Raw genomic sequence first — 25,837 nt, 5'->3', positions numbered from 1 at the left:
AATAAGAAGCAAGAGAGGTGCCAAATGCCCCTCTCAAGCGAGGCCGCCCTCCCGGGCACGCTTGATCATCAAATCGATTTTCTCCATCAAGGTGAGGCGGTCGAGGGGGCGATCATACAGCTGTTGGAAGGGAGTGGCTACGTGCTGTTTCCACCGGAAATAGCTCTCATAATGCGGGGTGGTGCATGCCGTGGCTTTCACTTTGGCCGCCAGTTGAGTCATAGCTCCGGCGGTCGAAACCTGCAAATACGCACCAGGACCGGGGGCATACTCCGCAATGTTGGGAGCGCCAAAATAGATGGGCACACACCCTGCTGCCAGACAGTCGTACCATTTCTCCGAGACGTAGTCCTCTTGCAGGCAGTTTTCAATGGCCAGGCAAAACTGATACTGGCGCAACACCTCCAGCTTGCCCTCCCTCCCTTTCGGGCACGGTCCTGGCTGGTTGTGATGCCATTCCCCAAAGTGGTGCACCGGCAGGTGTTTTTCCAGCAAGCCAATGAGTCGCTCACGCCCCGAAAGCGAGTGGGAATTGGAGACAAAGGCACAGACCAGTTTTTCAGGATCCTTGGGCGGAGGCGGGCGCAGCACCTCCGCAAGGGTGCCGGGCGGGGCATAGGTCAACTGAAGATCTGCCCAGGCATGATAGGAAAGCAGCAGGTCCAATGTGGACATCTGTGAGGCGTCCGCCTGGCTGGGACAGTAACCATCCGGTTCCATGGTGACTCCCACCCAGATCTGGTGATCCTGACGGGGCAACCGCGCCCAGGCAGGGACTTCTGGAAGATGAAAGACGACCACGTCGGCCTGCCGGATTTGGCCTGGATCTTGAGTGGTCTCGTAGGCACCCGTGGCACAGTGCGTTTCCAAGGCCCCGGGCCAAACTGGATTGCGGTGATCAGAGAAGAAGAGCACCCTCGGCACCGCAGGCAAATCTCGGACGCGTCGGGCCAGGCTGGCCCTCCGACTATGGGCGAGATGCCACGCAATGGCCTCTGCCTGGGTGGCATGGCGAGTGGGGATCTCCCGCAGGCGGAGAGAAAGGTCCGCCGCGGGTGTATTGGAAGCCTGCTGCATCGCTGGGCTCGAATCGCGAGGCGGCACGCCCTCTGGCCTGCGCGCATAAGCCAGCCAGGTACCCTCCACATGATGGATCTGGCCGCCGAACTCGTGCTCGTCGAGATCATTGACCGCAGCGAACACCTGCCTCCCCGGTTCATCGATGACCTTGTAGTCATGCCAGATGATCAATCCTCCCGGCTTGAGAATCTGCAACGCATGCAAGGTGTCGGCAAACACGGTGAACTGCTCGTGACTGCCATCGACAAAGACGATATCGAACTGATTTTGCTCTGCCAGTGCCTCCCAGTCGAACGTGCGCGAATTGCCATAGTGTTGAACGAAGGGCACGCCCGCCTCGATCGCGAAGCGGCCAATCTCCTCACGAGGAAGAATCTCGCTGGCCATCTGTCTGGGAAGGTGCGGGAGATGCTCCGGAAGAACATTCAAGGATTGAAGCTCCAACTCCGGAGCCATGGCATGAAAATGGCAGAGGCCGGCGCCCCGGTGGGTGCCAATTTCAAACAATGAAGGACGGGGCGCCGCTTCTCCCGCGACCTGACGCACCAATCCGCAAAGACACTCACACTCGAGCACTGAGCCAAACCCGGCCTCCAGCATTTCCTCAAAGGGAATGGGATAGGGCGTACGCAGTTCGGCGGCTGGCACTCGGATCATGCGGACTAGTGGCGTTTTCTCCGCGGCTGTAAAGAATCATCAGAGCGCCCTGATGCGAGTTTGCCTGCCGTCTGTTTTGTACTGCACAATCCTGCCGTTGGCGACCGTTACGGTCTCCCACGCATTGACCTGTTCTTCATGAAACTCACCCTCCCAGCCTTCCTCCTGGCCGTCACCTTCACCACCGGCATTCTCTTCAGCGCTGAGCCCAGTCACCCGGCCGAACTCCCCTTGTGGCCCAACGGAGCCCCGGGCTCCGAAGCCCGCCGCAGTGAGGCGGAGAAGCTGGACGGCAGCAATGTCACCAACGTCCACAATCCCACGATCACGCCCTATCTGCCGACCAAGGACAACACCGGTCTGGCCGTGGTCATCGCTCCCGGCGGTGGCCATTCCAAGCTCTGCCTTGGTCATGAGGGCTATGCTCTGGCAGAGTGGTTTCAGGAACACGGCATCGCCGCCTTTGTCCTGAAGTACCGGCTGGCCCGCGACAAGGACTCCAACGGCGCCTACACCATCCAGGACCACGCCATGGCCGACACGCGCCGCGCACTTCGCACGGTCCGCAGCAAGGCTCAAGAGTGGGGCATCAAGCCCGACAAGATTGGCATCATCGGGTTCTCCGCCGGCGGTGAACTCGCTGCTTTCTCCGCCATGAAGTCCGACGCAGGTGACGCCAGCTCGGCCGATTCCATCGAGAAGGCAAGCAGCCGCCCCGACTTCCAGGCGCTGATCTATCCCGGCACCTCCAACCTCTTCACCGTGGAGAAAGGCATGCCCCCACTCTTCATCGCCTGCGGCTACGGCGACCGCCCCGATATCGCCGAGGGCATGGCCAGCCTCTATCTCAAGTACAAGGCCGCCGGTGTGAAAGCGGAGCTGCACATCTACAGCAACGCCGGCCATGGCTTCGGCTACAAGCCCGGCACCACCACCGCCGCCGGCGCCTGGCCATTCCGCTTCCGTGAGTGGCTGGTGGACAGCGGGTTCTTAAAATAAGCAAGAGGCCCTGTGAAGTCCGTCGGAGACTCCGAAGGACTTCGTTTTCTATTTGCAGCAGCGACGACGACGCCCCAAGAACACCGCGCTCAGGCCCGCGAGCAGGAGCATTGCGCGGCCAGGTTCGGGGACGACCACGGTGATGGTGCCGTCTGTGAGGAACTGGCTGACGTCCCAGTAGCGGGACAGGGCACTGAGATCGGGGAGGTCAAACTGGAGGCCGGTATCCTCGCTGCCGTTGCGGAAGTTGGTGCCGACATTGAAAGTGCCGTTCATGAGGCCCGCCCAGTCGAGAAGATTGAAGGTGGCGCCAATGGCGAAGGTCTGGTCGTATTCATTCCCTGTGAGAGAACTGGTGACATTCAGATTGCCGTTCAGGGTCAGCCCGCCGCTGTTGACCACATTGATGCGGTCATAGCTCGATGCACCTTCGATCTGCAAGACCCCGCTGCCGCCTGCAGTCAGGTTCAAGCTGCCAACATTGAGGGTGCCAGTCGCTGCGCCGCCGTTGTCGCCCGGACGAATAAAGCCTGAGGTGACGGTCACCGATCCCGCTGCGAGACCAGTGCCAGCCACTGCTGCATTGACACCGTTCACCGTCAGCGCGCTGCCTGCCACTGTCGAACCCACGCCCCCGTGACCAATTTGCAGCGCGCCTTGATTGATCGTGGTGGTGCCAGTGTAGGTGTTCACTCCTGAAAAGACCTGGGTGCCTGCACCGGTCTTGAGCACAGAGAGCAATCCTCCGCCGGAGCCATTCTGAAGCACCCCGCTGAAGTTGGTCGAGGTTCCATCGCTGCCCAGGGTGAGTGTCGCCGCGGTCGCGGTGGTATCTTCCACCGTGCCTGACCCGGAGAGCGAACCCAGGGTGACGCCATTGCCCGCGAGTCGCAGGGTGGCTCCCGCATTGACCGTTGTCGCCGAGTTGACACCAAACGCGCTCGCATTGCCCGCGATCAGCACCCCAGTCTCCACCACCGTTGCGCCGGTGTAGGTGTTGGCTCCCGTGAGGGTCAGATTGCCGTTGCCGGTCTTGGTGATACCACCCGATGTATTCGCAGAGGTGTTAACCATTCCCACCACCGCACCGGTGCCGCCACCTCCGGCAAGGGTGACGGTGGGCGCACTGGAGTAGCCCGTGCCCGCGCTCGTGATGGTGATGCTGGCAATCTTGAAGGTCCCGTTACCCGTGCCGTCATCCACCATGTTGGCAACCGCGGTGGCTCCGCTGCCCGCGCCTGTGATGACAATGATCGGAGGACCCACGTAGCCGCTGCCGCCGTTCGTCACTTCAATGGTGGAAACCCCGTTCCCGGTGGGAGCTGCCAATACCTGGGCGATGGTCGTATTGATGCCATTCGTATCAACCCTCACCCCGCCGGAGTACACATTTGCCTGGGTGAGTCCGGTCAGGAAACTACCTGCGGCGCCAGTGCCAGTCGCAACTTTAAGTGTGCCACCGTTGAAGTTCACAATGCTGGTGCCGAGGCCCTTGGTGATCTGTCGGGTGACATACAAGCCCCCATTCAGGTTCAGGATGCCCACGTCCCCGGCCCCCTGGCCTAGTGTAGTGGCGCCGTTGATCGTCACCACGGCCGTTCCCGCTACAGTCTGCTCCCCCCGAATACCGCCGGTGCTGTTCGTGGTGTTGTTGTACCCGATACGGTTTGAAACAGCGGTGAACGTGCCGCCGGTGAGGTAACCGATGCCAGTGGAGTTGGAGAAGCCTCCGGTCCCGTTTCCACCCACTTCCAACCCATTGGAAATGGCGATACTGATGGATCCTCCTGACTGGTAGAACACTCCATTGGAGTAGTTGCCACCGCCCCCCATTCGGAAACGCACGTTCGTCCCGTTGGTGTCTGAAAGGGTGCCGCCACTCATGCTGAAGAAACCGTAGGAGGATGCGGTCGATGTGCCCCCCAGGCCCAGGTTGATGTTGTTGTTCATCAACACATCACCACCCGATTGGTAAACGGCACCATTCGCCCCTTCACCATTGCCGATGCCCAGAGCCATGTTGGTTCCGGTGAGGCTGGCTCCCGTCAGAATGTTTAGCATGCCGCGGCTGTTTGTCCCCGTGGCCACCGAAATCGCCCCTTGGTAACCTCCGGAAAGATTGACCCGACCTCCGTTCACGGCCAGCGCGCCCGTGTTGGTATTGGCGCCGGAAAGAGTCAAGGATCCCGTCCCGGTCTTTGTGACACCGCCAGTACCGCTGAGGGCACCGGAGATCACGGTGTTTCCTGAACCGTTCGCCGTCAGCGTGAAGGTGCCATTGAAGACCACCGGTCCGCCGATGGAAAGCGTATTGCTGCTGTTGTTGGTCCAGGTCTGGGCCGTCGCCAGATTGAGTCCGGCGTTCAGGGTCACCGCCCCTGCGCCCGCCGTGACGTTGATCCCGCCTGCGGCGGACAAGGTGAGGGTGTTGCCGTCTGCGTTCAACGTGATGACATTGGTGTCACTCACAGTCAGCGAGGCAATGGACATGTTGGCTCCCAATACCATCGCCCCCTGATCTGTGGCTCCTGTCGCAGAGAAGGTGATCGCTGCCCCTGCTCCTGGGACCAGAGCGGTGGCTCCGGTGCCGTTGGCGTTTGTCACCCAGTTGCTCGTGGTGCCGTCCGACAGCGCCCAGACATTACTGCCAATGCCCAGCCCACCCTTCCAATAGGCGGCAGCGAGAGCCGTCGTGCTGGCAACATTTACGCTGAGGGCGGTGTCGGTCGACTGGAAGCTGACTGTGGAGTTGGTAAGGTTGTAGTAAGCAGCGCTGTAGGTCGCTCCGCCGGCGGTTAGCCCCCCACCGGTCGTCACCAAATTGTGAGTGCCGTTGGCCACTATGACGCCAGGAGTGAAGTACACCGCCACTTTCACCGCCCCGGCAGCGGACGCCGTGGCAGAACTGGTGATCGCATTCTGCGAGGGCAAACCGGTCAAGGTGGTGCCGATGGTGCTGCCACCTTGCAGGTTCAAAGCGCCTGTGCCCAGATTCAATGCTCCATTGGAGGCAGGCCGGTAGAGGAAGCTTGCTCCATTCGCGATGGTCAGCGAGTTGTTGGTGCCCAATGCACCCGAGTTGGCAGCAATGAGGATACCACTGTTGACGGTGGTGCCACCCGTATAGGTGTTGATGCCGGAAAGGATCACGGTACCAGTGGTGCTCTTCGCGAGACCGGCAGTCCCGCCCAGTTTGCCGCTCACGGTTCCAGAGCGCAGGTCAAAGGCCGTGGTGCTGGTGAGCGTGCCCGAGCCGGATATCGTGCCTGAATCCAGACGCACGCCAGCAAGTGTCTGGTCAAAGTTCTGGAGATTGAAGGCACCCCCTGCCACCACCAGGCTGCTGGCCGAGTTGATCTGGGCTGACTGCATCAATTTCACCGAACCACCGTTCACCGTCACGTTTCCGGCAATCGACTGGGTGCCAGTGGCATTCAGTTGCAATTCGCCAGCGTTCACGATGGTCATGCCCGCATAGGTGTTGGCCCCTTCAAACACCAGGGTGCCAGTGCCGGTCTTCGTCAAACCACCCGCCCCGCTCAGAATCGCGGTGCTCTTGATTGTAGCGGTCTGGGTGCCGCTGACAGCCCATGTGTGGGTCCCTGAGACATTGCCTGTGTTATTGAGCACAATGTTGAGGCCGCCCGTGAGACCATTCACAACCGACTTGCCATCGACAGTCTGGTTCGCTCCTGCAATGTTGCCGATCGTGCCATCCACCCAGTTGAAGTTGATGGTGGCCGTATCTGCTCCGGCACCCGTGCCCACGGCACCTCGCTCAATAGTCGTGGCATAGAGCGCTCCGCTGTAGAGATTGAAGTTGCTCGTGATGGTCTGGGCCGTGGCAGTGGCCAGCTTGTTGGCCAGGGTCAGGGTGCCGGTGGTGATGGTGCCGCCATGCAGACTCAAGGTGCCGGTGGCGTTGCCTGAGCTATTGGAGCCGGTGACGGCATTCTGCTGGCCGATGACGATGGAGGTGGCGTTCATCGTCCCCTGCCCCATCGTGAAGGTGGCAGTGGTAGGGGTGCCCGCAGCCCCATTGCGGACGTTCTGCGCAATCATTAGCGTACTCACCATCGCATCCAGCGTGCTCGCTCCCGCCACTCCAGTGACCAGGTCCACGGTGGAGGTGTTGCCAATCACCCCTGAGTCGTGAATGCCCAAAGTGATCGCCGCCCGGTCCGTATCCGTACCGCCGGTGCCACGGATCTTCAAAGTCGGGTTCAACAACGAAGTTTGAAAATCCAGCACGGAGGTCGCCTTGCCCACACCTACCTCGATGGTGCTGGCATTGATGACCGTATTCTGCCCCATGCGCACGGTGCCGGTGTTGGGCGAGCTGTTTCCTGATGACACGGGGCTGACGGAAAACTTCGTCGCAGTGATGTTGGTATTGGCCGCCATCAACAGTGTGCCGGCCGAGCTCACCGCGGCACCAATATCAGCTCTGCCACCGACACTGAAAGTGCCGCTCGTATTCACATAGTTGAAGGTCCCCAACCCCGTCATGTTGACGGTAGTGGGATTGGCTCCCGTGGAACCCACGCCGCCCCCGCCGATGTGCAGGTTGCCGGCAGTCACGGACAGTGTGCCGCTGGCTCCCGTAATGGTGTAGTTGTTCGTGCCTGCGATTCCAAAGGTCATCCCACCCAAGCTCTGGTTGGTAGAGCCAACATCCAGCGTGCCGCTGCTGCCGGTGAAATTGAGCACCCCCGCTCTGTAGAGCCGGTCGTTCCCGCCGCTCAAGGCGAGCGTGCCAGCGACAATGTTGGTGCCTCCCGTGTAGGTGTTGGCAGCCGTGAGTTCCAGCGTGCCCGTGCCCAGCTTCACCAGCCCGAGGACGTTGGGGCCGTTGTCCGTGTTGGTCAGCGCCAGATTGTACACAAAGTTGCCAACGGCATTGGTGGTGTCGAGCCCAATGAAAGAACCACTTTGAAACCCGCCGGTGGTCGTGCCCAGGGAACTCAGCAGATCAATGTCCTGCACCGTGAATTCTCCCGAACCACCCACATTGAAGGCGGCGGTTGCCCCGGAGGACACCACCAGGTTGGAGCTAGTCCACTTGGTCGAGTCTCCATTGTAAAGACCACCGCGAGTGGCAAAACGCACAGTACCAGCCGTGACTTCTGTAGCGCCTGCATAAGTGTTGGTTCCCTGCAGCACCAAGGTGCCAGTGCCGGTCTTGCGCAGGCTGCCCGCACCCGAAAGGGTCACCGTGTTTTCCAAAGTCGAGGTCTGGGTGCCGCCAACGTTCCAGATGTGCGTCCCTGACACGTTGCCAGTATTGTTCAGCACGATATTCAGGCCGCCAGTCAGCCCGTTGACGGCCGTCTTGCCACTTACCGTCTGGTTGACACCGTTGATGTTGCTGATGGTGCCATCCACCCAGTTGAAATTGATGGTGGCGGTATTGGCACCGGCTCCGGTCCCTGTTGTCCCGCGCTGGATCGTTGTCGCGCTGAGGGTGCCACTGTAGAGATTGAGATTGCTGGTGATGGTCTGCACCGCAGCGCCACTCAGCTTGTCAGCTAGCGTCAGCGTGGTCGCAATGACAGTGCCACCGCTGATGTTGAAGGTGCCTGTGGCAGCACCTGAAAAAGTATTGGCCCCAGAGAGAGCCCCCTGCTGGCCCACGATGATGGTTGTGGCATCCAGGGTGCCCAGGCCCATGCTAAACGTCCCGGTCGCGGCCCGTCCTACGGTGGTGTTGTTGCGGTTGTTCTGACCGATGCGCAAGGTGCTGACCTTTGCATCCAGCGTGCTGCTGACGGTGCCGCCGTTGGTGAGATCAAACGTCGCCACCGTGGCGGTGAGTCCGCTGTCATTGGAGCCCACGGTGATCTGGGCACGATCCGTGTCCGTCCCCAGCGTGCCGCGAATCTTGAGCGTGGGCGTGGTCAGATTCTGGAAATCTACCGTCGCGGTGGTCTTGGAGATGCCCACCACAATCGCGTTGGCATTGATCGTGTTGGTCTGGCCCAGATGCACAGTGCCGCTGTTCAGGGAATCCACCCCTGTCGTGTAGTGGCCGACATTGAAGCTGGCCGCGGTGATCGTGTTCACAGCTGCCAGCGTCACGGTGGCGTTGCCAGTGATGGCGACGTTGCCGACGTTCGTGGTGCCTCCGACGTTAAAGATGCCCGCAGCCCGGTTAAAGGTGAAACTCCCCAGCGCGCTCATGTTCACGTTCGTGACCACGGACTGCGCGGCCGCGCTCCCTCCCCCCACTTCAAAATTCCCGCCCGTCACGACGAGGGCACCGCCAGTGCCATTGATGACATACTGGTTGTTCAGGGAGCCCGCCAGAAAGGTGAGTCCCGCCAGGGTCTGACTGGTGGCACCCATGTCGAGCGCGCCGGAGGGTCCATTGAAACTCACCGCGCTCGTGCTGAGCAGACGGTTGTTTCCTCCACTCAATGCCAGGGTTCCTTCAGAGATGGCAGTGCCGCCAGTGTAGGTGTTGGCCCCGCTCAAGGTCCAGGTGCCTGCGCCACTCTTGATGAGCGCCAGGCTGGCCGCGGCACCGTTGCTGATGGCTCCTGAAACCAGGTTTGCCCCCGTGTTGCTCCCACCGAGCGTCAGCGTCTCTGTGGCAGAAGTCGTCCCTGCCGAGATGTCACCCGCGACGACCAGAATGTTGCTGGAGGCCGTAGCGTCATTCAACAGAGAAAAGATGCCTGCTGTCGTGGCGGACTGTGGGTTGAGCAGGAGCGGGGCGTTGATCGTGAAAGTCTTTCCGATACCCGCCAACGAGGATGACACGGTAATGGAACCCCCGTCCCCCAGCGTTAGACCGTTCCCTCCCAAGGTGCCCAGTGCAAAGGAGCTCGCGCCGCCGGTAAAGAGAATGCTGTCCAAAACCGCAGCACTGGAAAGGGTGACGTCACCCGTGGCAATGCTGAAGACAGCTTGGTCGCCTGCTCCGGGCACCACCGCTGGATTCCAGTTCGCAGCTGTATTGAAGTCGCCCCCCAGCGACTGGTTCCACTGGATCAGATCCGCAGAGACGGTGCCGAAACTGACTCCGACCCCAGCCAAAATACAGGCGGCCTTTTTCAGGAGCGAAGGGGTGGGGACGACGGTTTTGAGGCGACGGGAGGCCGACGCGAACACGGGCTTGAACATGGGGTCTTGGGAGAAAATTGGGGGATGGGCGAATCAGCAAACGGTCCCAGTTAATCAGTGATTGCCAAAAATCTGGCCGTTTCCCAGGTTTTGCAGACTTCCTCACCCGAGCTCGGGGCATCTGAGCCGATTTTTCCCGTGCCACCCCCGCTCCCCCCGAGTAAGATGGGCCGCCCTCCCGCCGCATGCCGTCCAAAGACTCCAACACCGCCCAGCACCCGCTCACGTTCCAGTGGGACGAGCCGGTGCGGCAGGGACGTCGGCTGGGCTTCTGGATCTTCACGGTGATCGTGGGCCTGACGGTGTTCTTCTATCTGTTTCAGGTGGTCTATCCGCAGACCCAGCGGTTCACCCCGGTGCCGCAGCAGGTGATCGTGCTCAATCCTGCGGACCCTGCGGCCATGGCGCTACTGAGCCGGGTGCAAGATCGCGACTACTTGCTCCTCCCGTCGGACTCCGACGCGTCTGCCGGCCCCTCCCTCCAGGAGCACGCCCCCGTGTTCCACCCGAGCTTTGAGGGCCACCAGCTGCGCGCGCTTGATCTCCCCTACAAGGCTTTCACCGTGCCACCCGCCCGTCTGCTGAACGTGGACAAGACCGTGCTGCCCCCCTTGGACCTGAGCGAGTTGAAGGCACCTCCCGCAGCAAAGAAGGACGAAACCGTCTCCGCCCCGCCTGCCAAAGCCAAGGCCAAACTGTCCGTCAGCTTCCTGGGAGACCTCGCCAAACGACCGCTGATGAAGCAGCCTGATCTTTCCCAGCTTTCTCTGGAGTACCCCGCGTCCTGCCGCTACCAGCTCGGCGTCGATGCCGAGGGCCGGGTAGAGTTCATCCTCCCCATCAACGCCTCAGAGAAACCCGAGCTATCGCCGCAAGCGAACGCTCAAGTACTGGACCAGTTGCAAGTGCTGCAGTTTCAACCCCTCGCGGCCGCTCCACCAGCCAACAGAAAGCCCGCTTCTCCCCCCCCCACTTGGGGCACGGCAGTGCTTCATTGGGCTGATCCCGCCACGCCATGATCCACGTCTCCCTCACCACCCTGCTCCTCCTTGGCATGGCCGTGGGAATCACGTTCCTGGGCGTGATCTGGCTCATCGCCGTGTGGATAGAGCGTCGGGATGAAAGCCGCGCCCGCGAGGACCTCGTGCTCTGCCGCATCTGCGGGCACATCTACGAGAACGCCGAGAAAAAGCCCATCACCGCGTGTCCACAGTGCGGCTCCCTGAATGAGGCGCGTCGACCGAAGCCGATCTGACCTGCCCCAAGGCGTGATCGCCAGCAGAGACCGGACCTACCGGGACGCTTGAGAGACAACTGCCACCGGATTCGTGGGGGCCGTGGCGGCCTTCATCTGGCCGAATCCCAGGCCCAAGCCGAGCAGGCTCAGCAATACCAGGGCCGCAGCCGCCAGCGGCACCCCTTTGCCAGCAGGAGCGCCTCCATTCTGGTCGTCTTCCAGCAAGAAGGATTCGTGATCACTCGTGGTGCTGTCGTCCTCATCTTCAAAAGACATGGCCGACTGAGAAGCAGGTGAAACTCCGGCGAATACACTGGCCCCCATGGCCGATGCCTCAGCTACAAACTGGCTGGAAGTAAGCGGCGGGGGATTCAGCGCCTGGATCAATGCCGCCACATCCGCAGTCAGCGGCGGCGGTGCTGGCATCTCGAGCTGGGGCGCAGGCGGGAAATCCGAGAGAAAGGAGGCTATCACCGGGGCCAGATCAGCTTCCAGGGCGACCTCTCCCATGCTCGCAGGCGATGGAGCGAAGGAGGTCACTTCTGGCACGGATGCCGCCGCCAGGGCGACATCTTGCAGACCGAACCAGACGGTCTCGCCCAAGTCATCACTGGAGCGAGAACCGCTGTCGCCACCTTCCCAGATGAGAGGGGCAAGGGAGGTTCCGGCCGGGGCCAGATCAACCGCAGGTTCCTGCGCGACCTTTGCCTCCGAAGGGAGGGCAAAAGGTTCAGGCTCAGCCAGCAATGGCGCTGGGGCGAACGCAACCACAGGTGCTGGCACAGGCGAGTGCGCCACCGGGGCTGGCGCGGGAGGCTCCAGTTCCAGTTCAAGATCCAGTGCCTGCTCCCGCCGTTGCTTGAGCAACTGGTACCCGGCGACTGCAGCGACGCCGAGCCCCACCACGAGGCCCCACCGGGAACGGCGGCCTATGGCGACACCAGCGATCAATGCACCCACCGCGAGCGCGGCTCCACCCAACACGACGTTGGGCGCGGATGCGGCTGAAGTTTGGGGGACAGACGACATCGCGGGCATCATAAGGGGATCTTAAGTATCTGTCACCCCCCTTTTTTCAGGTTCTGCCCGAGGCGTCAATCCACGAGGACAAACTCGTTCGCGTTCAGGAGCAGGCGACACAGTTGAGGCAGACCGTCTTTTTCCACTACAGGGAGGGCCAGCGCCAGCTCCGCGCCATTCGGCGGCCGTTGCAGGACGAGCTCAAAGGCCATCCGGCCCCGGTTTTCAGAAGACATGCCAGCCCTCCGCTCGATGCGATGGGCCAGATGCCCTGCCTGTTGCAGCATGAACTCGTTGTTCAGCAGGGAAAGGGCCTGCAGGGCGGTGGTGGTGGTGAGCCGTGCCGGGGTGAGGTTGGCAGGATCCGGGCAGTCCATGGTGGAGAGGAACCGCTGGGGCGTGGTTCTCACGATGAACCGGTAGATGCTGCGCCGCCACAACCCAGGGCGGTCGGCAGTGACATGACGGTAGATGGGGGCGTAGGCCTCCTGATAGGTGAAGTCCTGGTAGCCCGGTCCGCCCATGTCGGAATTCAGGCAGCCAGAGGCCGTCAGCACCGCGTCTCGCAGGGATTCGGCATCCAGCCGGCGCGGATTCATGCGCCAGAGCAGGCGGTTCGAGGCATCGACTGAGGCCCCTTGCACCGTGCCGCTCTCCTGCTGGTAGGCCCTGCTGATGACCAGCAGGCGGTGCATGTGCTTGAGGCTCCAGCCGCAGCGTTGAAACTCCCCGGCGAGCCAGTCCAGCAACTCGGGATGGGAGGGTTTGCCCCCGCCCCGGCCGAAATCGCTCGGGGTGTCCACCAGACCTCTGCCAAAGTGGTGATGCCAGAGCCGGTTCACCAGCACCCGGGCGGTGAGCGGATTGCCTGGGTGCACGATCCACTCCGCCAGCAGGCGACGGCGCTCGCCCTCCGGGGTCGCATCGTTGCCGAAGTCTGGCACCGCATGACCGGAGCAGGACAGCCCGCCCGGCGTGACCATTTCCGCAGGGGACTCTGTGTTTCCTCGCACCAGAACCTGCACCGGTGCCGCGGTCTTGGCCACCGGACCGTAGAGCTTGCCGCCCGCAGGCAGCGGCCGCTCACCCCGCTGCGTCCCGGAAAAAAACGGACCAGAGCCGGTAGTAGTCCGACTGGGGAATGGGGTCGAGCTTGTGATTGTGACAGCGGGCGCAGTTGATCGTGAGCCCCATGGTGGAGGTAATCACCTGCGTGACCATGTCGTCCAGGTCATCAGCGCGGGCCGCCCGCTTGAGCACCGGGCTGGGTGTCTCGTCATGGCCGACCTTGTCCCAGGGACCGGCAGCAAGGAACCCGGTGGCGATCACCGCGTCCCGGTCTTCAGGAGCCAACACATCCCCGGCGATCTGCTGCTTGACGAACTGGTCGTAGGGTAGATCACGGTTGAGCGCCTGGATCACATAGTCCCGGTAAGGCCACGCATGCTCCCGCTTCTGATCCCGCTCGAAGCCGTGGGTATCAGCATAGTGCGCAATGTCCAGCCAGTGTCGCGCCCAGCGCTCCCCATATCGGGGTGAGGCCAGGTAGCGATCCACCAGCTTCTCGTAGGCCTGCGGACTGGCGTCTGATTCGAACATGACCACGTCTTCCGGGGAAGGCGGCAGTCCCAGCAAGTCAAAGCTCAGGCGACGGATCAAAGTGCGCCGGTCAACTGGCGGAGAATAGTCCAGCCCCTGCTCATGCAATCGCACGCGGAGGAAGGCATCCACGGGATGCGCGTCTCTGCTGCGAGGCACCGCCACCGCCTTTACAGGCTGCAACGACCACCAGTCGCGCCCGTCCTGCACTTTTTCCTTCAAGAAGTGCTCCTCCGGCCAGAGAGCCCCTTCGGCAATCCAGCGTCGCAGGGTCGCCACCTCCACCTCTGAAAGGCGGGGTCCGTTCTTCGGCATCTCCGCCTCCGGGCCGCTCACCATGGCCAGCAACCGGCTGCGATCCGGCCGGCCGGGTTCGATGACCTTACGCCAGCCCTCCACCCCCAGCGCATGGGTGCGCCGCTGGAGGGAGACCTTGTCCTTCTGCACATTGGGCCCATGGCACTCCGTGCAGTGAGCCGTGAGGATGGGGGCCACCTCTTTTGCGAAGTCCACCGGAGCCTCCGCCTTCAACTGGCCTGTCGCGGCCGTGAGAAACAGCCCCGCCACTTGAAGTTTGGTTTTTGAGATTTGAAGTTTCATCCGCCGTTCCCAGTTACGCAATGATCTGCTCCATCACCTCCCCGTGCACATCTGTGAGGCGGCGGGAGATGCCGTTGTGGTAGTAGCTCAGTTTCTCATGCGGGATGCCCAGCAGATGCAGCGCCGTGGCATGAAGGTCGTAGGAATAGGCGGGAGATACCTCCGCCTTCCAGCCCATGGCATCACTTGCACCATGGCTGACGCCGCCTTTGACACCGCCTCCAGCGAGCCAGGCGGTAAAGGCGCCCGGATTGTGGTCCCGGCCACGGTTGTTTCCTTGAGCAAAAGGCTGGCGGCCAAACTCCGTGGTGCAGATGACCAGGGTGCTCTCCAGCAGGCCGCGAGACTTCAGGTCCATCAGCAAGGCACTAGCTCCAGAGTCCAGAACCGCGCCCCAGTAGCCGTGGTCCCGCACGATGTCTTCGTGCGAGTCCCAGTTGGGACGGATCTTCTTGGCCGTGGTGTTCTCCGCACCGCAATAGATCTGGACGAACCGCACCCCGCGTTCTACAAGACGACGGGCCAGCAGGCACTGCCTGCCAAAGGGGCCCGCGTCCGGATCTTCCAGTTGATACAGCCGGCGGGTGGCTTCGGTCTCGCCTCGCAACTCTGTCACCTCAGGCGCACTCAACTGCAACCTGGCTGCCAGCTCGTAGGCGGCAATGCGAGCCTCCAGCTCTGAATTGCCCGCCCGCCGCGCCAGATGGCTTTGGTTCAGGGACTGGAGAAAATCGCGCCCTTCCCCGGCCACAGGGGCGGCCTGGGTTGCAGGAAATAGATCGGCAATCGGGTCTTTGCCGGCCGCCGTCTCCAGCACCGTGCCCTGATGGACCGCGGGCAGGAAGCCTGCTCCCCAGTTGATCACGCCTCCCGGCGGCAGGCCGCGGGGATCTGGCAGCACGACAAAGGCGGGCAGATTCTCGTTTTCGCTGCCCAGGCCGTAGGTCACCCAGGCTCCCATGGCGGGAAAGCCCGGCAGGATGAAACCGGAGTTCATCATGAACATGGCCGGGCCATGCAGGGCTGTCTTGCTCTGCATGGAGTGGATGAAGGCCATGTCATCCACACACTGGGAGAGTCGCGGAAACAATGAAGACATCCACCGGCCGCACTCCCCATGCTGGCGGAACTCCCAGAAGCTCTTGGCATAGTTGCCCGCCTTTCCGGAGAAGAAGTTCTTCCCATCGGCCAGATCAAAGGGGCGGCCATGCAGGCGGGCCAGCTCCGGCTTGTAGTCCCAGGAGTCCACGTGGCTCATGCCTCCAGGGCAGAAGATCTGGATGACCCGCTGGGCTGGAGCAGCCTCAGGGGAGGGACGAAGAGCCAGCGGGGAGGGCAGGTTCGCAGCCTCCAGCGTCCCTGCCTTCTGAAGCAGCGAGGCCAGGGCTACGCCCCCAAGACCACCGCCCCCTTTCCAGAGGAACTCCCGCCGGGAACCGGTCCGGTTGAATGCATCGGGTGATTTCATCGCTCCACACGGTTGCGTTGGTCTTCCTGATGGCTCTGGAGGTCCTCCAGGGCCTTTTCGATATGATGCCGCATGGCCCGTGCCGCCGCCGGGCCGTCGTGGTTCAGCACCGCTTCCAGCACACTCTGATGGTGGCGGATCGCCCGCTGCACACCTGCCTGGGTGATGGTGGCTTCGCGTGAGGCCCGCCCCAGATCGGACAGCGTCTCCAGCACGAGGCAGAAGACCTCATTGGCACTTGCCCGGGCCAGGGTGCGATGAAAGTTCACATCCGCCTCCACCGCCTCCGGCAGAGACAGGCCCGGACGCAACGCCTGGTGCGCCTCGCGCAATTCTTCCAGTTGAGCCTTGGTGGCCCGGTGCGCGGCCAGTCGCGCCACCTCAGGCTCGATGGCGAGCCGGGCTTCCAGGGACTGTCGCAATCGCTCCGGCTCATCCGGCACGCGGAAGGTGATGGAGCTGTTGAGGGGTTGGTGCAATCGATCCGCCCGGCGGATGCCGATGCCGTGGCGCACCTCCACCAGCCCCTGCAGTTCCAGCCGCTTCGTCGCCTCCCGCACCACACTGCGGCTCACCCCGAGCTGCTCAGCGAGCTGGCGTTCCGCCGGGAGCCACTCTGACGCGCCCTCCCGCAACAGTTCCTGCGCCAGTTGCTGGCTGACCGTTTCAACAAGGGACTGGGGCCGGGCGAGGATGGAAAGGCTCATAGAAGGACGTGGTCGGGTGGTCTGACCAGTTATACGGGAGGCGGAGAGGGAAACTTCAAAAAACAAACTTCAAAGTTCAAAGATGAGGGTGAGTGTATAGGTCTCGTCCCCTCGCCAAGCGGCTCTGCTGCGCCATCCAGTTTTGAGACTTGTTCGTGCGTACAGGAGGTGGGGGGTCCCAACCGGCTCACGCACCAAGCGTCCCTTGATCCCCTGCCCGCTGCGCAGGAGACACAAGACTAGAAGACAAAAGACTCAAGACTTGAGCTCTGACCATCCGAGGTCGCTACGGGCGTAGTCCGGTTGTCCCAACCGGCTCACGCACCAAGCGTCCCTTGATCCCCTTCCCGCTCCGCTCTCCTTTCGCATGCTCACAAATGCAACCACGAGCTTCTTCTGCAGCGGGCGCTTATCCTCATGTCAAAGGCATCCCCAAAGTCAGCCAGGAGTTGGGCGAGTTCACGAGCTACTCCTGGAAACAAAGCGCCGCCCGGCATCCTGAAGGGATGACAGAGAGGTCTCCACATATATGCGCCCTACGCCTTCGCAGTACCCCAGCGATGATGCAGGAAACGCTCCCATGGGGAGAACAACACCTTGTCCGCCAGCAACCCGATGAGCACGATCACGAGCATGACGCCGATGACCTGGTCCATGGAGTTCAATTCGCGACCAAAGTGCAGCAGGTGGCCAAGGCCGTAGCCCGTCAAAATAGTCACGTAGATCTCCGCGGCCATGAGGGAGCGCCAGGCGAAGGCCCAGCCCTGCTTCATGCCGCTCACCACGTAGGGCAACGAGGCCGGAAGGATCACTGACCGCAACGTATGAAAGCCCTGGGAACCCATCGTGCGCGCCGCACGAACATAGATAGGAGGCAGATTGCGCACGCCATTGTCCACCGCGATCAAGACGGACCAGAGGGTCCCCATGACCACGACGAAGAGCATGGCGGCCTCACTCTGGCCAAACCAGAGGAGCGCGAGCGGCACCCAGCAAACGCTGGGCAGCGTCTGCAGCCCGAGCGCCAGGACGCCGACGGTATCACTGAGCCAGCGGCTGCGGGCCGTGAGCAGCCCCATGGGCAGACCGAGGAGGCAACCGATGGCGTAACCAATGAGAAGACGCTTGCTGGTGACCCAGGCACTCTCCGCCAGGGAGCCATCCAGAATGGCCGCCCAGAGGTAACGCCCCACAGTAAGGGGTTCAGGAAGCAACACCGGGGACCAGATCCCAGCAGCGCAGACTGCCTGCCAGATGCCCACCAGCCCTGCGAAAAAGGCGACGATGATCAAAACCCGCTTCATTCTGCAACCTCCTGAGCGACGTGGTGGCTCTTGAGCGCACGCGTGATTTCCGTGGAATGCGCGGCGAGCTCCACGCTGTTGATGTCCCGGGGCCGGGGCAGCTCGACCTTGAACTGCTCGCGAATGCGACCGGGGTTGCGACTGAAGAGGACGACGCGGTCTCCCAGACAGACCGCTTCGCGCACGTTGTGGGTGACGAAGATGATGGTCTTTTTCCGGGCCGCCCAGATGCGCTGGATGTCCGTGTAGAGCTGCTCGCGCGTCATGGCATCCAATGCGGCGAAGGGCTCATCCATCAGCAGCACGCGGGGATTCGGAGCCAGGGCGCGGGCCAGGGCGACGCGCTGCTTCATCCCGCCGGAGAGTTCATGAATGTTCGAGTGGGCAAAGCGCTCCAGCCCCACCAGCTTCAGGTAATAAGCTGCCACATCCTGGCGCTCCTTTTCGGTCAGGCCCGGCTTGAGCCGCAGGCTGAACATCACGTTCCCCGTCACATCCAGCCAGGGGAACAGGGCGTGCTCCTGAAACATCACCATTCGATCCCTGCCTGGACCGTTCACCGGGTTGCCATTGGCCAAGAGCCGGCCGCTGTCGGGCTTCTCCAGCCCGGCAATCAAGTTCAAGAGGGTGCTCTTCCCGCAGCCACTGGGGCCCACCAGGCAGACGAACTCGCCCTCCCCCACTTCGAGGCTCACGTTGTCCAGCGCCTGTACTTTCCCGCTCCTGGAGGAGAAGGTTTTCGACACGCCCTCAACAATGAGTTTGGCTGGCGCGATGTTCTGAAGTTCATCGGTTACACTCATCTGGAATCATCAAAGCTTCGGGAAAAGGGCATCGAGATCGGGTATGCCCTTTAAAAAGCCCACTTTATTGGCACTGGTGACCATCCGGTCCAGGGACTCCCGGGACACCTCCTTGGTCACACGCGTACGGGCCAGCGCCTTCTCGAGCATCGAGTCTTTGGGCGCGGTCCGGGTCAGTTCAGTGAGCTCCGCTTTGATATAAGCCTTGGCCTCCGCAGGGTTGGCCAGGATCCAGTCTGTGAGCTCCGCGTGTGCGGTCGCAATCTTTTTCGCCACCTCTGGCCGGTCCTGCACCAGCTCGGCGCTGGCAGCCAGAAGGGTGACGTTGGTATCAGTATCTTGAAGAAAAATCTGGCCGCCCGCCTCATCCTCGAGCCGGGTGACCCAAGGTTCCACCGTCCAGGCCGCGTCGATGCCGCCGTTCTGGAAGAGGGCGAGCTGATCAGCATTCTGGGTGGGCAGGATGTGCGCGTCTCCACCCGTGAGGGTGACTTTGAGCCCCTGCTCGTGCAGCCAGGCCCGGAGTTGGACGTCCTGCGTGTTCCCCAACTGGGGGCTGGCGATCTTCTTGCCCCGGAAATCGGCCGCCGTTTTGATGCCTGCCGCCGGGCGAACCACCAGGGCATTGCCCCCGTCTGCCCCGCCACCAAGCACGCGGATCTCCTTGCCGCCGGACTTCGAATAGGCATTCAGCGCCGGGCTGGGGCCGATGTAGGTGACATCCAGGGCCCCGGCAAAAATAGCCTCCGTGGCGGACGGTCCGGCATTGTAGGTGAACCACTGCACCTTGGGCCCGATGCGCTCCTCGTACCAGCCCTTCCCAGTGCGGGAGAGGTGGTGCGCCACCAGCCCCTGTACGTGAGTGACGTTGGGAAAATGGCCGAATCTCACCACCGAAGGGTCCGCCTTTTTCCGGCAGCCGGGGAGTCCGGCAAGCCCGAGGGCGGAGAGGGTGAGAAACTGGCGGCGACGCATGGGGCGGCGAGACTAGCACGCCATGCTGGAAAAGGCCAGCAAGACTGATGCTTTGCCCAAAATACGTTCGCCAAACCCTTGTGTCTCAGCCGGTTATGACACCACTTCCGTCGGGTTTTTCGTCTGGGAGACTCCCAGCGCCGCTTGGGAGCCCGAGCAATGAAAAAGCCAGCTCCCCGCGGGGAAGCTGGCTGAATGAAGTTGGCCGGGGGAGGCCCTCCTGGCAATCCGCCTACTGAGCGGCTGGGGCTGCCGCGGCTGCGGCCGCCTTCCGACGAGCGCCACCACCCTGGCCCTGACCCTGCTGTCGGCCTTTGCCACCGCCTGCCGGGCGCCATTTGGGCTCCACGAGCTGGGCATTCCAAGCGTCCCAAGCAGCAGCCAGTTCCTTCACCTTCTCCGGTTCCTGGGAGGCGAGGTCGGTGCTTTCACCGATGTCCTTGGCGAGGTTGTAGAGAGCTGCACCCTCGGTAGAGGCCTTGCCGCCCTGGGCGGGCAGCGGGGTGCCATCGTCGGGGGCTTTTACCAGCTTCCAGTCACCCTTGCGGATGGCGATCTGCTGGCCGAAGCGCCAGTAAAGCGCGTCATGCGGGGCGTCTTTGCTGGCGCCGGTGAGGAGCGGCAGAAGATTCACGCCGTCCAGCTTCCAGTCTGCGGAGGCGGGAGCCCCCACGGCCGCGAGGGCGGTGGGCAGGATGTCGAGCTGGATGACCGGTTGGTCGAGCGTCTGGCCAGCCGGGATCTTGCCCTTCCACTGGACCAACCAGGGCACGCGCACGCCACCCTCCCAGGTCTGGGCCTTGAAGCCGCGCAACGGACCGTTGCTGGAGGTCGTCTGGCGGGTCGGACCGCCGTTGTCGCTGATGAAGAAGACGAGCGTATTTTCCTCGACTCCGAGTTCACGCACCTTGCCGAGCACGCTGCCGACAGCGTCATCCAGGGCAGACAGCAGGGCGGAGAAGGCCTTGCGCTTGGGGTCCTGCACGTCGTTGAAGCGGGCGAGGTACTTCTCCGGAGCCTGGAGCGGGTTGTGCACCGCATTGAAGGGCAGGTACACCAGCCAGGGATCTGCTTTGTGTTTCTCGATGAAGCCCACCGCCTCGCGGGCGAAGGCCTCAGTCGTGTACTCCGCCGTCGTCACCGGCTCGGTGCCGCGGAGGATGGGGTTCTGGGTGTCTGCCTTGGGATCGAGGTAATCATGTGCGCCGCCGAGGAAGCCGTAAAATTCATCGAACCCGCGCTTGAGCGGATGGAAGTCCGGCTTGTTGCCCAGGTGGGACTTGCCAAACCAGCCGGTGCTGTAGCCGGCGGCCTTGAAGCGGTCCCCCAGGGTTTTCTCCTGCAACGAAAGTCCCACGTCCTCACCCGTGTTCTGGGCGGGGCCGGGATTGAACTCGTGTCCGAAGCGCTGCTGATACTTGCCGGTCAGGAGTCCGGCGCGGGTGGGGCTGCAGTACGGGCCGCTCACGTAGCCGCTGGTGAAGCGGGCTCCGTTCTTGCCGATGCTGTCGATGTTGGGCGTGGGGATCTGGGCATTGCCCTGAATGCCCAGCTCACCGTAACCGAGGTCATCGGCCACAATGACGAGGACGTTCGGCTTCTTGGCATCCGCGGCGGTGGCAGCGGGAGCGATCCACGGCGAGATGCCAGGCGTGCCGAGAGCGGCGAGCGCCAGCAGGAAGGTGCGAGTTTTCATAGCTTGTTAGCAGGGTGTTGCACGGGAAGCCCTCAGCCGGGGCCTATTCATCGAGGTATTTGAAATAAACCACGCGGTACTTGATGGCCGCCTGCGGGGGGTTGTAGGCGTCTTCCAGCGAGCTGGAGGTGTACTCCACCGATCCCAGGGCGGAGGCGGTATAAACATCCATGCCCACCGGCTCCGGACCGTCGAACTTGGGGTAGCGCCCCGCTGCATCCAGGTCGAGGCGGTCGCCATCTCCGGAGCGCTTGAGCGGCGGTGAGCCAGGCAGCTGGAAGAGCGTGTCCGTCATGCCATCGGCCGTGCTCAGGCGGGCGGTCTGCTGCGCGGTCCGGTCCCAGGTGCCCACATTGCTGAGGTGTCCGTTGCCCGGCACGCCATCACGCCCGGTCCAGACGTAGCGCTCGATCAGCGCGTAGAAGCGCTTCTCACCGACCACGCGGTCGCCCGCCTCATAGACATCATGCTGAATGTTCCTCGAACTCTTCTGAAGCACCTGGGCCACGCCCCACATGCCGAAGGTGTTCGAGCGGGTGGTGAGCACGCCGGCCATGTTCCGCAGGAGGGACTCCCTGGCCCACGCGGAGGTGTTGCCACCGTCATACCCGGGGACTTCTGCAAGCTCGCCCACGTAGTCAAAGACCTGGCTGTCCGTCTGGTAGCTGGTGATGTTGTCCACCAGGCTGGTGACATCTGAGTCAGAGCGCAGGTACTTGAATACCGCCTCCAGCGGGAGATGCCGATCAGGGATGTTGAAGTGATCGTTCCGCGGATAGATGCGGGAGTTGAGATTCACCTGGCCCGCCGTGCTGCCCATGTAGGAGGCGGTGGAGAAGCTGTCCGGCAGCTTCTTGTCGATCTTCCACTGGTCATGCGCCATAGGATAAGTGGCGCCGAAGAGATCTAGCAGCAACCAGTCGGGAGGCCCCTCACTCGGATCCGCCTTGTCCAGGCTCAATGTCCTCCATGGAGTCTTGGACTGCATGCCGGTGTGCAGCAGGGACCAGTAGCCGGGCGAGGAAACACGGCTGGTGGTGACGTACTCATCCGGACGGTCATAGTTGTAGCCGGAGATCTTGGCCCCATCAGGTGCCCGCTGGATGGAGCGGAACTTGCTCTTCTCACTGGAGTCCTCGGCTGGCTCTCCCGCATTGATCTTGCCGGGCGTGCCGATCTTGTTCTCCTTGCCCGGGCCGGTCATGACCCACTGCGCGGCATCGGAGCTCAGGTTCGGATCCGCGATCTGCCAGGACACCACCTTGGGCGTGCCCACGTCTTTGAGATCGACGGTGAGATCCACCTTCAAAGTGTCATCTGGGGTCAGTCCCAGCGGGATCATCTGGCGCGGACGGTTCTCATTGCCCAAGGTGCCCTGACCGGGACGCCAGCGGATGGAGACCTTGGCCGTGCCCGCGTTCACGGAGCTGTCGAAGATGACGGGATCCCAGATGTTGGTCAGCTGGGCCGGGGTCAGGTCCGTGATCTTGTCATCCTTGCGTGCGGGAGCATCGCTCTTGTTGGTGGGCGGGTTGTCATTGTCCACACGCTGGAACTTGCCGATGGCAAACTCGGGGCTCTTCACCACCACGCGGTTGGGCACCGCAGTGCCTTCGAGCTTGGCCCCCTTGGGCCCGATCAGCGTGTTCGCCGCTGGATAGGTGGCGAGCAGGTTCATGAACTTGTTATGCCACTGGCGGTCATTGCGAGGATCTTCTGCGGTGGTGGCACCGAACTGCTGGCTGGGGTTCTTCCCGCCGCCCTTGGCCGTGATTTCAAAGTAATCCATGCGGGTGGGGAACTCCTTCAGATCCACGATGGGGCCAAAGGGCTGCATGTAGTACTCCACCTCGTACCAGTACTTGATGTAGCGGGAGCTCTCGGTCGTAGGCGCGTTGTTCTTCGGCGCGGGATCGGGGTTCGTGGCCTGCACAAAGAGACGCAGCTCCGTGATGTGCGGGCCGGGGGTCTGCGGCAGCATGAGCACGACTTTGTTCGTGTCCGGATCTTTGACGCGCCAGTAGAAGCGCTCCGGCGCCGCGCCGGCCAGCTCTCCGGAGTTGGGGAAGAAGTTCACGCTCGTGGAGCGGGCAGCATAGGCCGTGCTGAAATCCGCCACACCACCATCCAGCTGCGTGGTGGCCATGCGGGCCTGCTGCAGGATGTTGAGCGCGATCTGGTAGGAGCCCAGGTAGCCGTACTTATCGAGGAAACTACGATCATAGCCCGGCCACTTCCTGCCGAAGTAGTCCATGAGCATCCGGATCTGGTTGCGGTTCACCATGTTCGCCTTGTCCGCCAGGTAGCCTTCAGGTCCGGCAATGTCCGCCCCGTTCACTCCGAAGAAACCCATGAGGGAGTTCAGGTTCAGGATCTGATCGTCCTTCAACTGGCCAGAGGCGAGAGTCCCCTCCTCCAGGGTGCCTTCCACCCCTTTGGGAGTGATCGCACCGTTGGTGGAGCTGGGGTCATAGATGAAGGGAAGCTGATAGCTGGGACCGGCCTCCAGGGAGAGGGGGATGTAGCTGGTGAAAAGCCGGGACCGGCCAAAGGCGTTGAACTCAGGGCTGCGGTTGTAGAAGGTGAGGTTGAACTTGTTTTCCTCGTACCAGGCCTTGGGGTCGGCCACATCCGCGTAGTCCATGATGGCCTCCGGGAAGCGGGCAAAACCGTTCAGGAACGTCTGCGCCAGCAGCTTGTCGTGCATCAGCTTGGTCGGATCGCTGAACAGCACGTCCAGGTTCACCGACTGCGGTTTGCCGAGGCCCCACGTGCGCTTGCCATCACCCGAGGTGGTGTCATCGCCGCCCCGCAGGAAGATGGGCGGCATGAACCCGCCTTCCAGCTGCTTGGTAAAGCGGTTGTCGGTGCCGGGCGCGGGCTTGCCGATGGCCGTGTTGAAGTTGAGGCGCGCGGTTTCATCATCCAGCCAGAAGGCATAACGTGCGCTCAAGCGGTTCTCCGGGCCGGCAGCAGCGGAAGGATCACGCAACAAGTTGACCCACTTCACCCGCATCTCAGGCGGCGTCGTGCTACCAGTGGCGGCGGGCACGATGGCAGGCGTGGTGCTTCCTGGCAGAGGCTTGTTGAGGTTCACAGACTCCGCATCACGCAGCACCCCGGTGGGTGGCTGCACGGTCACCTCCCCGGTGTGAAGGGGAACGTACCGCACCGGCTGGCCGGGCCGGATAAGGGTCAGGCGGCCAGGATTCGTCACCCAGTTCTCTGCAGGGGCCTGCGCCGGCCCCTCACTGAGACGCGCGGGGTCGGGGATGTTGTTTCTTAGAAGCTCGATGGCATGGCTCACGGCCCCCTGGGCCACCAGCTTGGTGCGCTGGGAGCTCTCATAAGCACCGGCGGCCTGGCGCTCGGTCTGCATGGTGGAAAGGAAGCCCACCACCAGGATGGTAAGCACTCCGACGATGAACAGGGTCATGATCAGCGCGGCGCCGGATTCACGGCGACGGGCCTTCTGACGTGCTGGTTTTTTAGTTTCCATTGATGAGCTTGGCGCGGGTGGTGAAGGTGCGTGCGTTGTAGATGTTGAGGGCCCGGAGGTCTTCCTCAAACCGGTTGACCGATTTCTCCACATTGAGCACGCGGGTTTCGTAAACATTGGTCTGGACAGGCAAGGTGAGGCCGCGGTCGAGCGTGGCGCTGTCCAGAGTGACGACCGTGATGTCCACGGAAGCGGGCACGCGGTTGCCCTTCATGGTCTGCTCAGTCTGGCTCAGGTAGCTGAAGCTCTTCCCGTTGTCGAACTTGGTCGTGGTGGCCACCTGGAAATAGGCGGCAGAGTTGTAGAGGAGTTCGGACCCCGGGTGATTCGGATCATCCTTGACCGTGGGGATGGGATTGCCAAGCAGATCCAGCGGCTGGATCCAGAAGGCCACCACGCCGTCCGCAGCAGTGGAGACCACCACGTCCTGATTGGTGGGATCCTCCTCATCAAAGGCCTTGGCATCCCAGTTCTGGAGGAACCAGTCCGCATTGATCGGGCTGGTGCGCAGGGAGGGATCGCGAGGATTGGCGAGGTTGACGGATTTCGGGAAATAAGGTGACGGAGCCCCCACGGTGGCGTTGCCGACAGGGGGCAGCGTGGGCGAGATGAAGATGCGCTTGAGCCGGTGGAACTTGCGCGCCTCATCGCGGTAGAGGTAATAACCGACGCAGCGCATGTCTCCATTCGCACCCAGTGGTGCCATCCAGAGGACCGCAGGTGAATTGGGCGCCACATTCAGCGCTCCCCGTGTGGTCAACTGGGAACCCTGGGAGATGACGAACTGGGTGCGGGTATCCACCACGGCGGGCGTGATTTCCCGGCTCATGAGTTCCAGGGTGGTGCGGGCGCTCTGGAAAGTCTCCGTGCGGCTCTGGCCTTCCCGCCAGGCGCGGTGGGCAGCGTCCGTGAAGGACGTCAGCACGATGAGGAGGATGGCCAGGAGTGAGACAGAGAGCAGCAGCTCAATGAGCGAGAAGCCGGAGAAGGCGCGTCCGGTCGAGGGGGAAAATCTGGGCGCAATCCGCCCTGCCTGGACGCCGCCAGGATGGTGATGTGGAGACATGG

General features: G+C 62.4%; 16 protein-coding genes. 3 read left to right on the top strand and 13 right to left on the bottom strand.

The features are described 5' to 3' along the window. Positions 1–33 precede the first annotated feature (33 nt). Complete coding sequence (locus BV034_RS03560; RefSeq protein WP_050024187.1) at positions 34–1,737, bottom strand: glycosyltransferase family 10; 1,704 nt, start codon at positions 1,735–1,737, stop codon at positions 34–36. Between the two features lie 138 nt (positions 1,738–1,875). Between BV034_RS03560 and BV034_RS03555 the strand changes: the two genes are divergently transcribed. Beyond that, positions 1,876–2,736: an alpha/beta hydrolase gene (locus BV034_RS03555; protein WP_050024186.1), complete on the top strand. Its 861-nt coding sequence runs from the start codon at positions 1,876–1,878 to the stop codon at positions 2,734–2,736. A gap of 48 nt (positions 2,737–2,784) precedes the next feature. Here BV034_RS03555 and BV034_RS03550 read toward each other — a convergent pair whose 3' ends face one another. Next, a complete protein-coding gene (locus BV034_RS03550; protein WP_050024184.1) occupies positions 2,785–9,861 on the bottom strand; it encodes an autotransporter-associated beta strand repeat-containing protein in 7,077 nt (2,358 codons plus the stop codon). Positions 9,862–10,046: 185 nt separating this feature from the next. Between BV034_RS03550 and BV034_RS03545 the strand changes: the two genes are divergently transcribed. Together BV034_RS03545 and BV034_RS03540 are read left to right on the top strand one after the other, a co-directional pair. Further along, entirely contained in the window at positions 10,047–10,880 is an 834-nt protein-coding gene (locus BV034_RS03545) for a hypothetical protein (RefSeq protein ID WP_050024183.1), read from the top strand. Continuing rightward, positions 10,877–11,116, top strand: coding sequence for a hypothetical protein (locus BV034_RS03540; protein ID WP_050024182.1), 240 nt, complete (start codon positions 10,877–10,879; stop codon positions 11,114–11,116). Before BV034_RS03545 ends, BV034_RS03540 begins: the two co-directional genes overlap by 4 nt. A gap of 36 nt (positions 11,117–11,152) precedes the next feature. Here the strand turns inward: BV034_RS03540 and BV034_RS03535 are convergent, their stop codons facing one another. The 11 genes from BV034_RS03535 to BV034_RS03490 all read right to left on the bottom strand — a co-directional run bounded on the left by BV034_RS03535 (position 11,153) and on the right by BV034_RS03490 (position 25,835). After that, positions 11,153–12,127, bottom strand: coding sequence for a hypothetical protein (locus tag BV034_RS03535; RefSeq protein WP_265592582.1), 975 nt, complete (start codon positions 12,125–12,127; stop codon positions 11,153–11,155). 65 nt (positions 12,128–12,192) lie between these two features. After that, positions 12,193–13,164: a DUF1553 domain-containing protein gene (locus BV034_RS35595; RefSeq protein ID WP_265592581.1), complete on the bottom strand. Its 972-nt coding sequence runs from the start codon at positions 13,162–13,164 to the stop codon at positions 12,193–12,195. Positions 13,165–13,201: 37 nt separating this feature from the next. Continuing rightward, positions 13,202–14,317, bottom strand: a complete 1,116-nt coding sequence (locus BV034_RS35590) for a DUF1549 domain-containing protein (RefSeq protein ID WP_265592580.1) — start codon at positions 14,315–14,317, stop codon at positions 13,202–13,204. Between the two features lie 13 nt (positions 14,318–14,330). Beyond that, a complete protein-coding gene (locus BV034_RS03525; RefSeq protein WP_050024178.1) occupies positions 14,331–15,785 on the bottom strand; it encodes a DUF1501 domain-containing protein in 1,455 nt (484 codons plus the stop codon). Further along, positions 15,782–16,492 (bottom strand): FadR/GntR family transcriptional regulator, encoded by a 711-nt coding sequence (locus BV034_RS03520; RefSeq protein ID WP_050024176.1) that lies wholly within the window; start codon positions 16,490–16,492, stop codon positions 15,782–15,784. Before BV034_RS03520 ends, BV034_RS03525 begins: the two co-directional genes overlap by 4 nt. 536 nt (positions 16,493–17,028) lie before the next feature. Beyond that, positions 17,029–17,796, bottom strand: a complete 768-nt coding sequence (locus BV034_RS03515; RefSeq protein WP_038163323.1) for an ABC transporter permease — start codon at positions 17,794–17,796, stop codon at positions 17,029–17,031. Further along, positions 17,793–18,599 carry an ABC transporter ATP-binding protein gene (locus tag BV034_RS03510; RefSeq protein ID WP_050024173.1) on the bottom strand — a complete coding sequence of 269 codons (807 nt, stop codon included), beginning with the start codon at positions 18,597–18,599 and terminating at the stop codon, positions 17,793–17,795. The genes BV034_RS03515 and BV034_RS03510 overlap by 4 nt, the downstream gene beginning before the upstream one ends. Before the next feature lie 9 nt (positions 18,600–18,608). Then, positions 18,609–19,574, bottom strand: a complete 966-nt coding sequence (locus BV034_RS03505; protein ID WP_050024172.1) for an ABC transporter substrate-binding protein — start codon at positions 19,572–19,574, stop codon at positions 18,609–18,611. A 232-nt stretch (positions 19,575–19,806) separates the two neighbouring features. Continuing rightward, complete coding sequence (locus BV034_RS03500) at positions 19,807–21,270, bottom strand: sulfatase-like hydrolase/transferase (RefSeq protein ID WP_050024171.1); 1,464 nt, start codon at positions 21,268–21,270, stop codon at positions 19,807–19,809. A gap of 43 nt (positions 21,271–21,313) precedes the next feature. Continuing rightward, positions 21,314–24,769 carry a hypothetical protein gene (locus BV034_RS03495; RefSeq protein WP_050024168.1) on the bottom strand — a complete coding sequence of 1,152 codons (3,456 nt, stop codon included), beginning with the start codon at positions 24,767–24,769 and terminating at the stop codon, positions 21,314–21,316. Beyond that, positions 24,759–25,835: a hypothetical protein gene (locus tag BV034_RS03490; protein ID WP_050024166.1), complete on the bottom strand. Its 1,077-nt coding sequence runs from the start codon at positions 25,833–25,835 to the stop codon at positions 24,759–24,761. The genes BV034_RS03495 and BV034_RS03490 overlap by 11 nt, the downstream gene beginning before the upstream one ends. Positions 25,836–25,837 lie beyond the last annotated feature (2 nt).

This window comes from Verrucomicrobium sp. BvORR034, from assembly GCF_000739635.1.
Classification (GTDB): Bacteria; Verrucomicrobiota; Verrucomicrobiia; order Verrucomicrobiales; family Verrucomicrobiaceae; genus Verrucomicrobium.
This window is presented reverse-complemented; position numbering and strand designations above follow the sequence as displayed.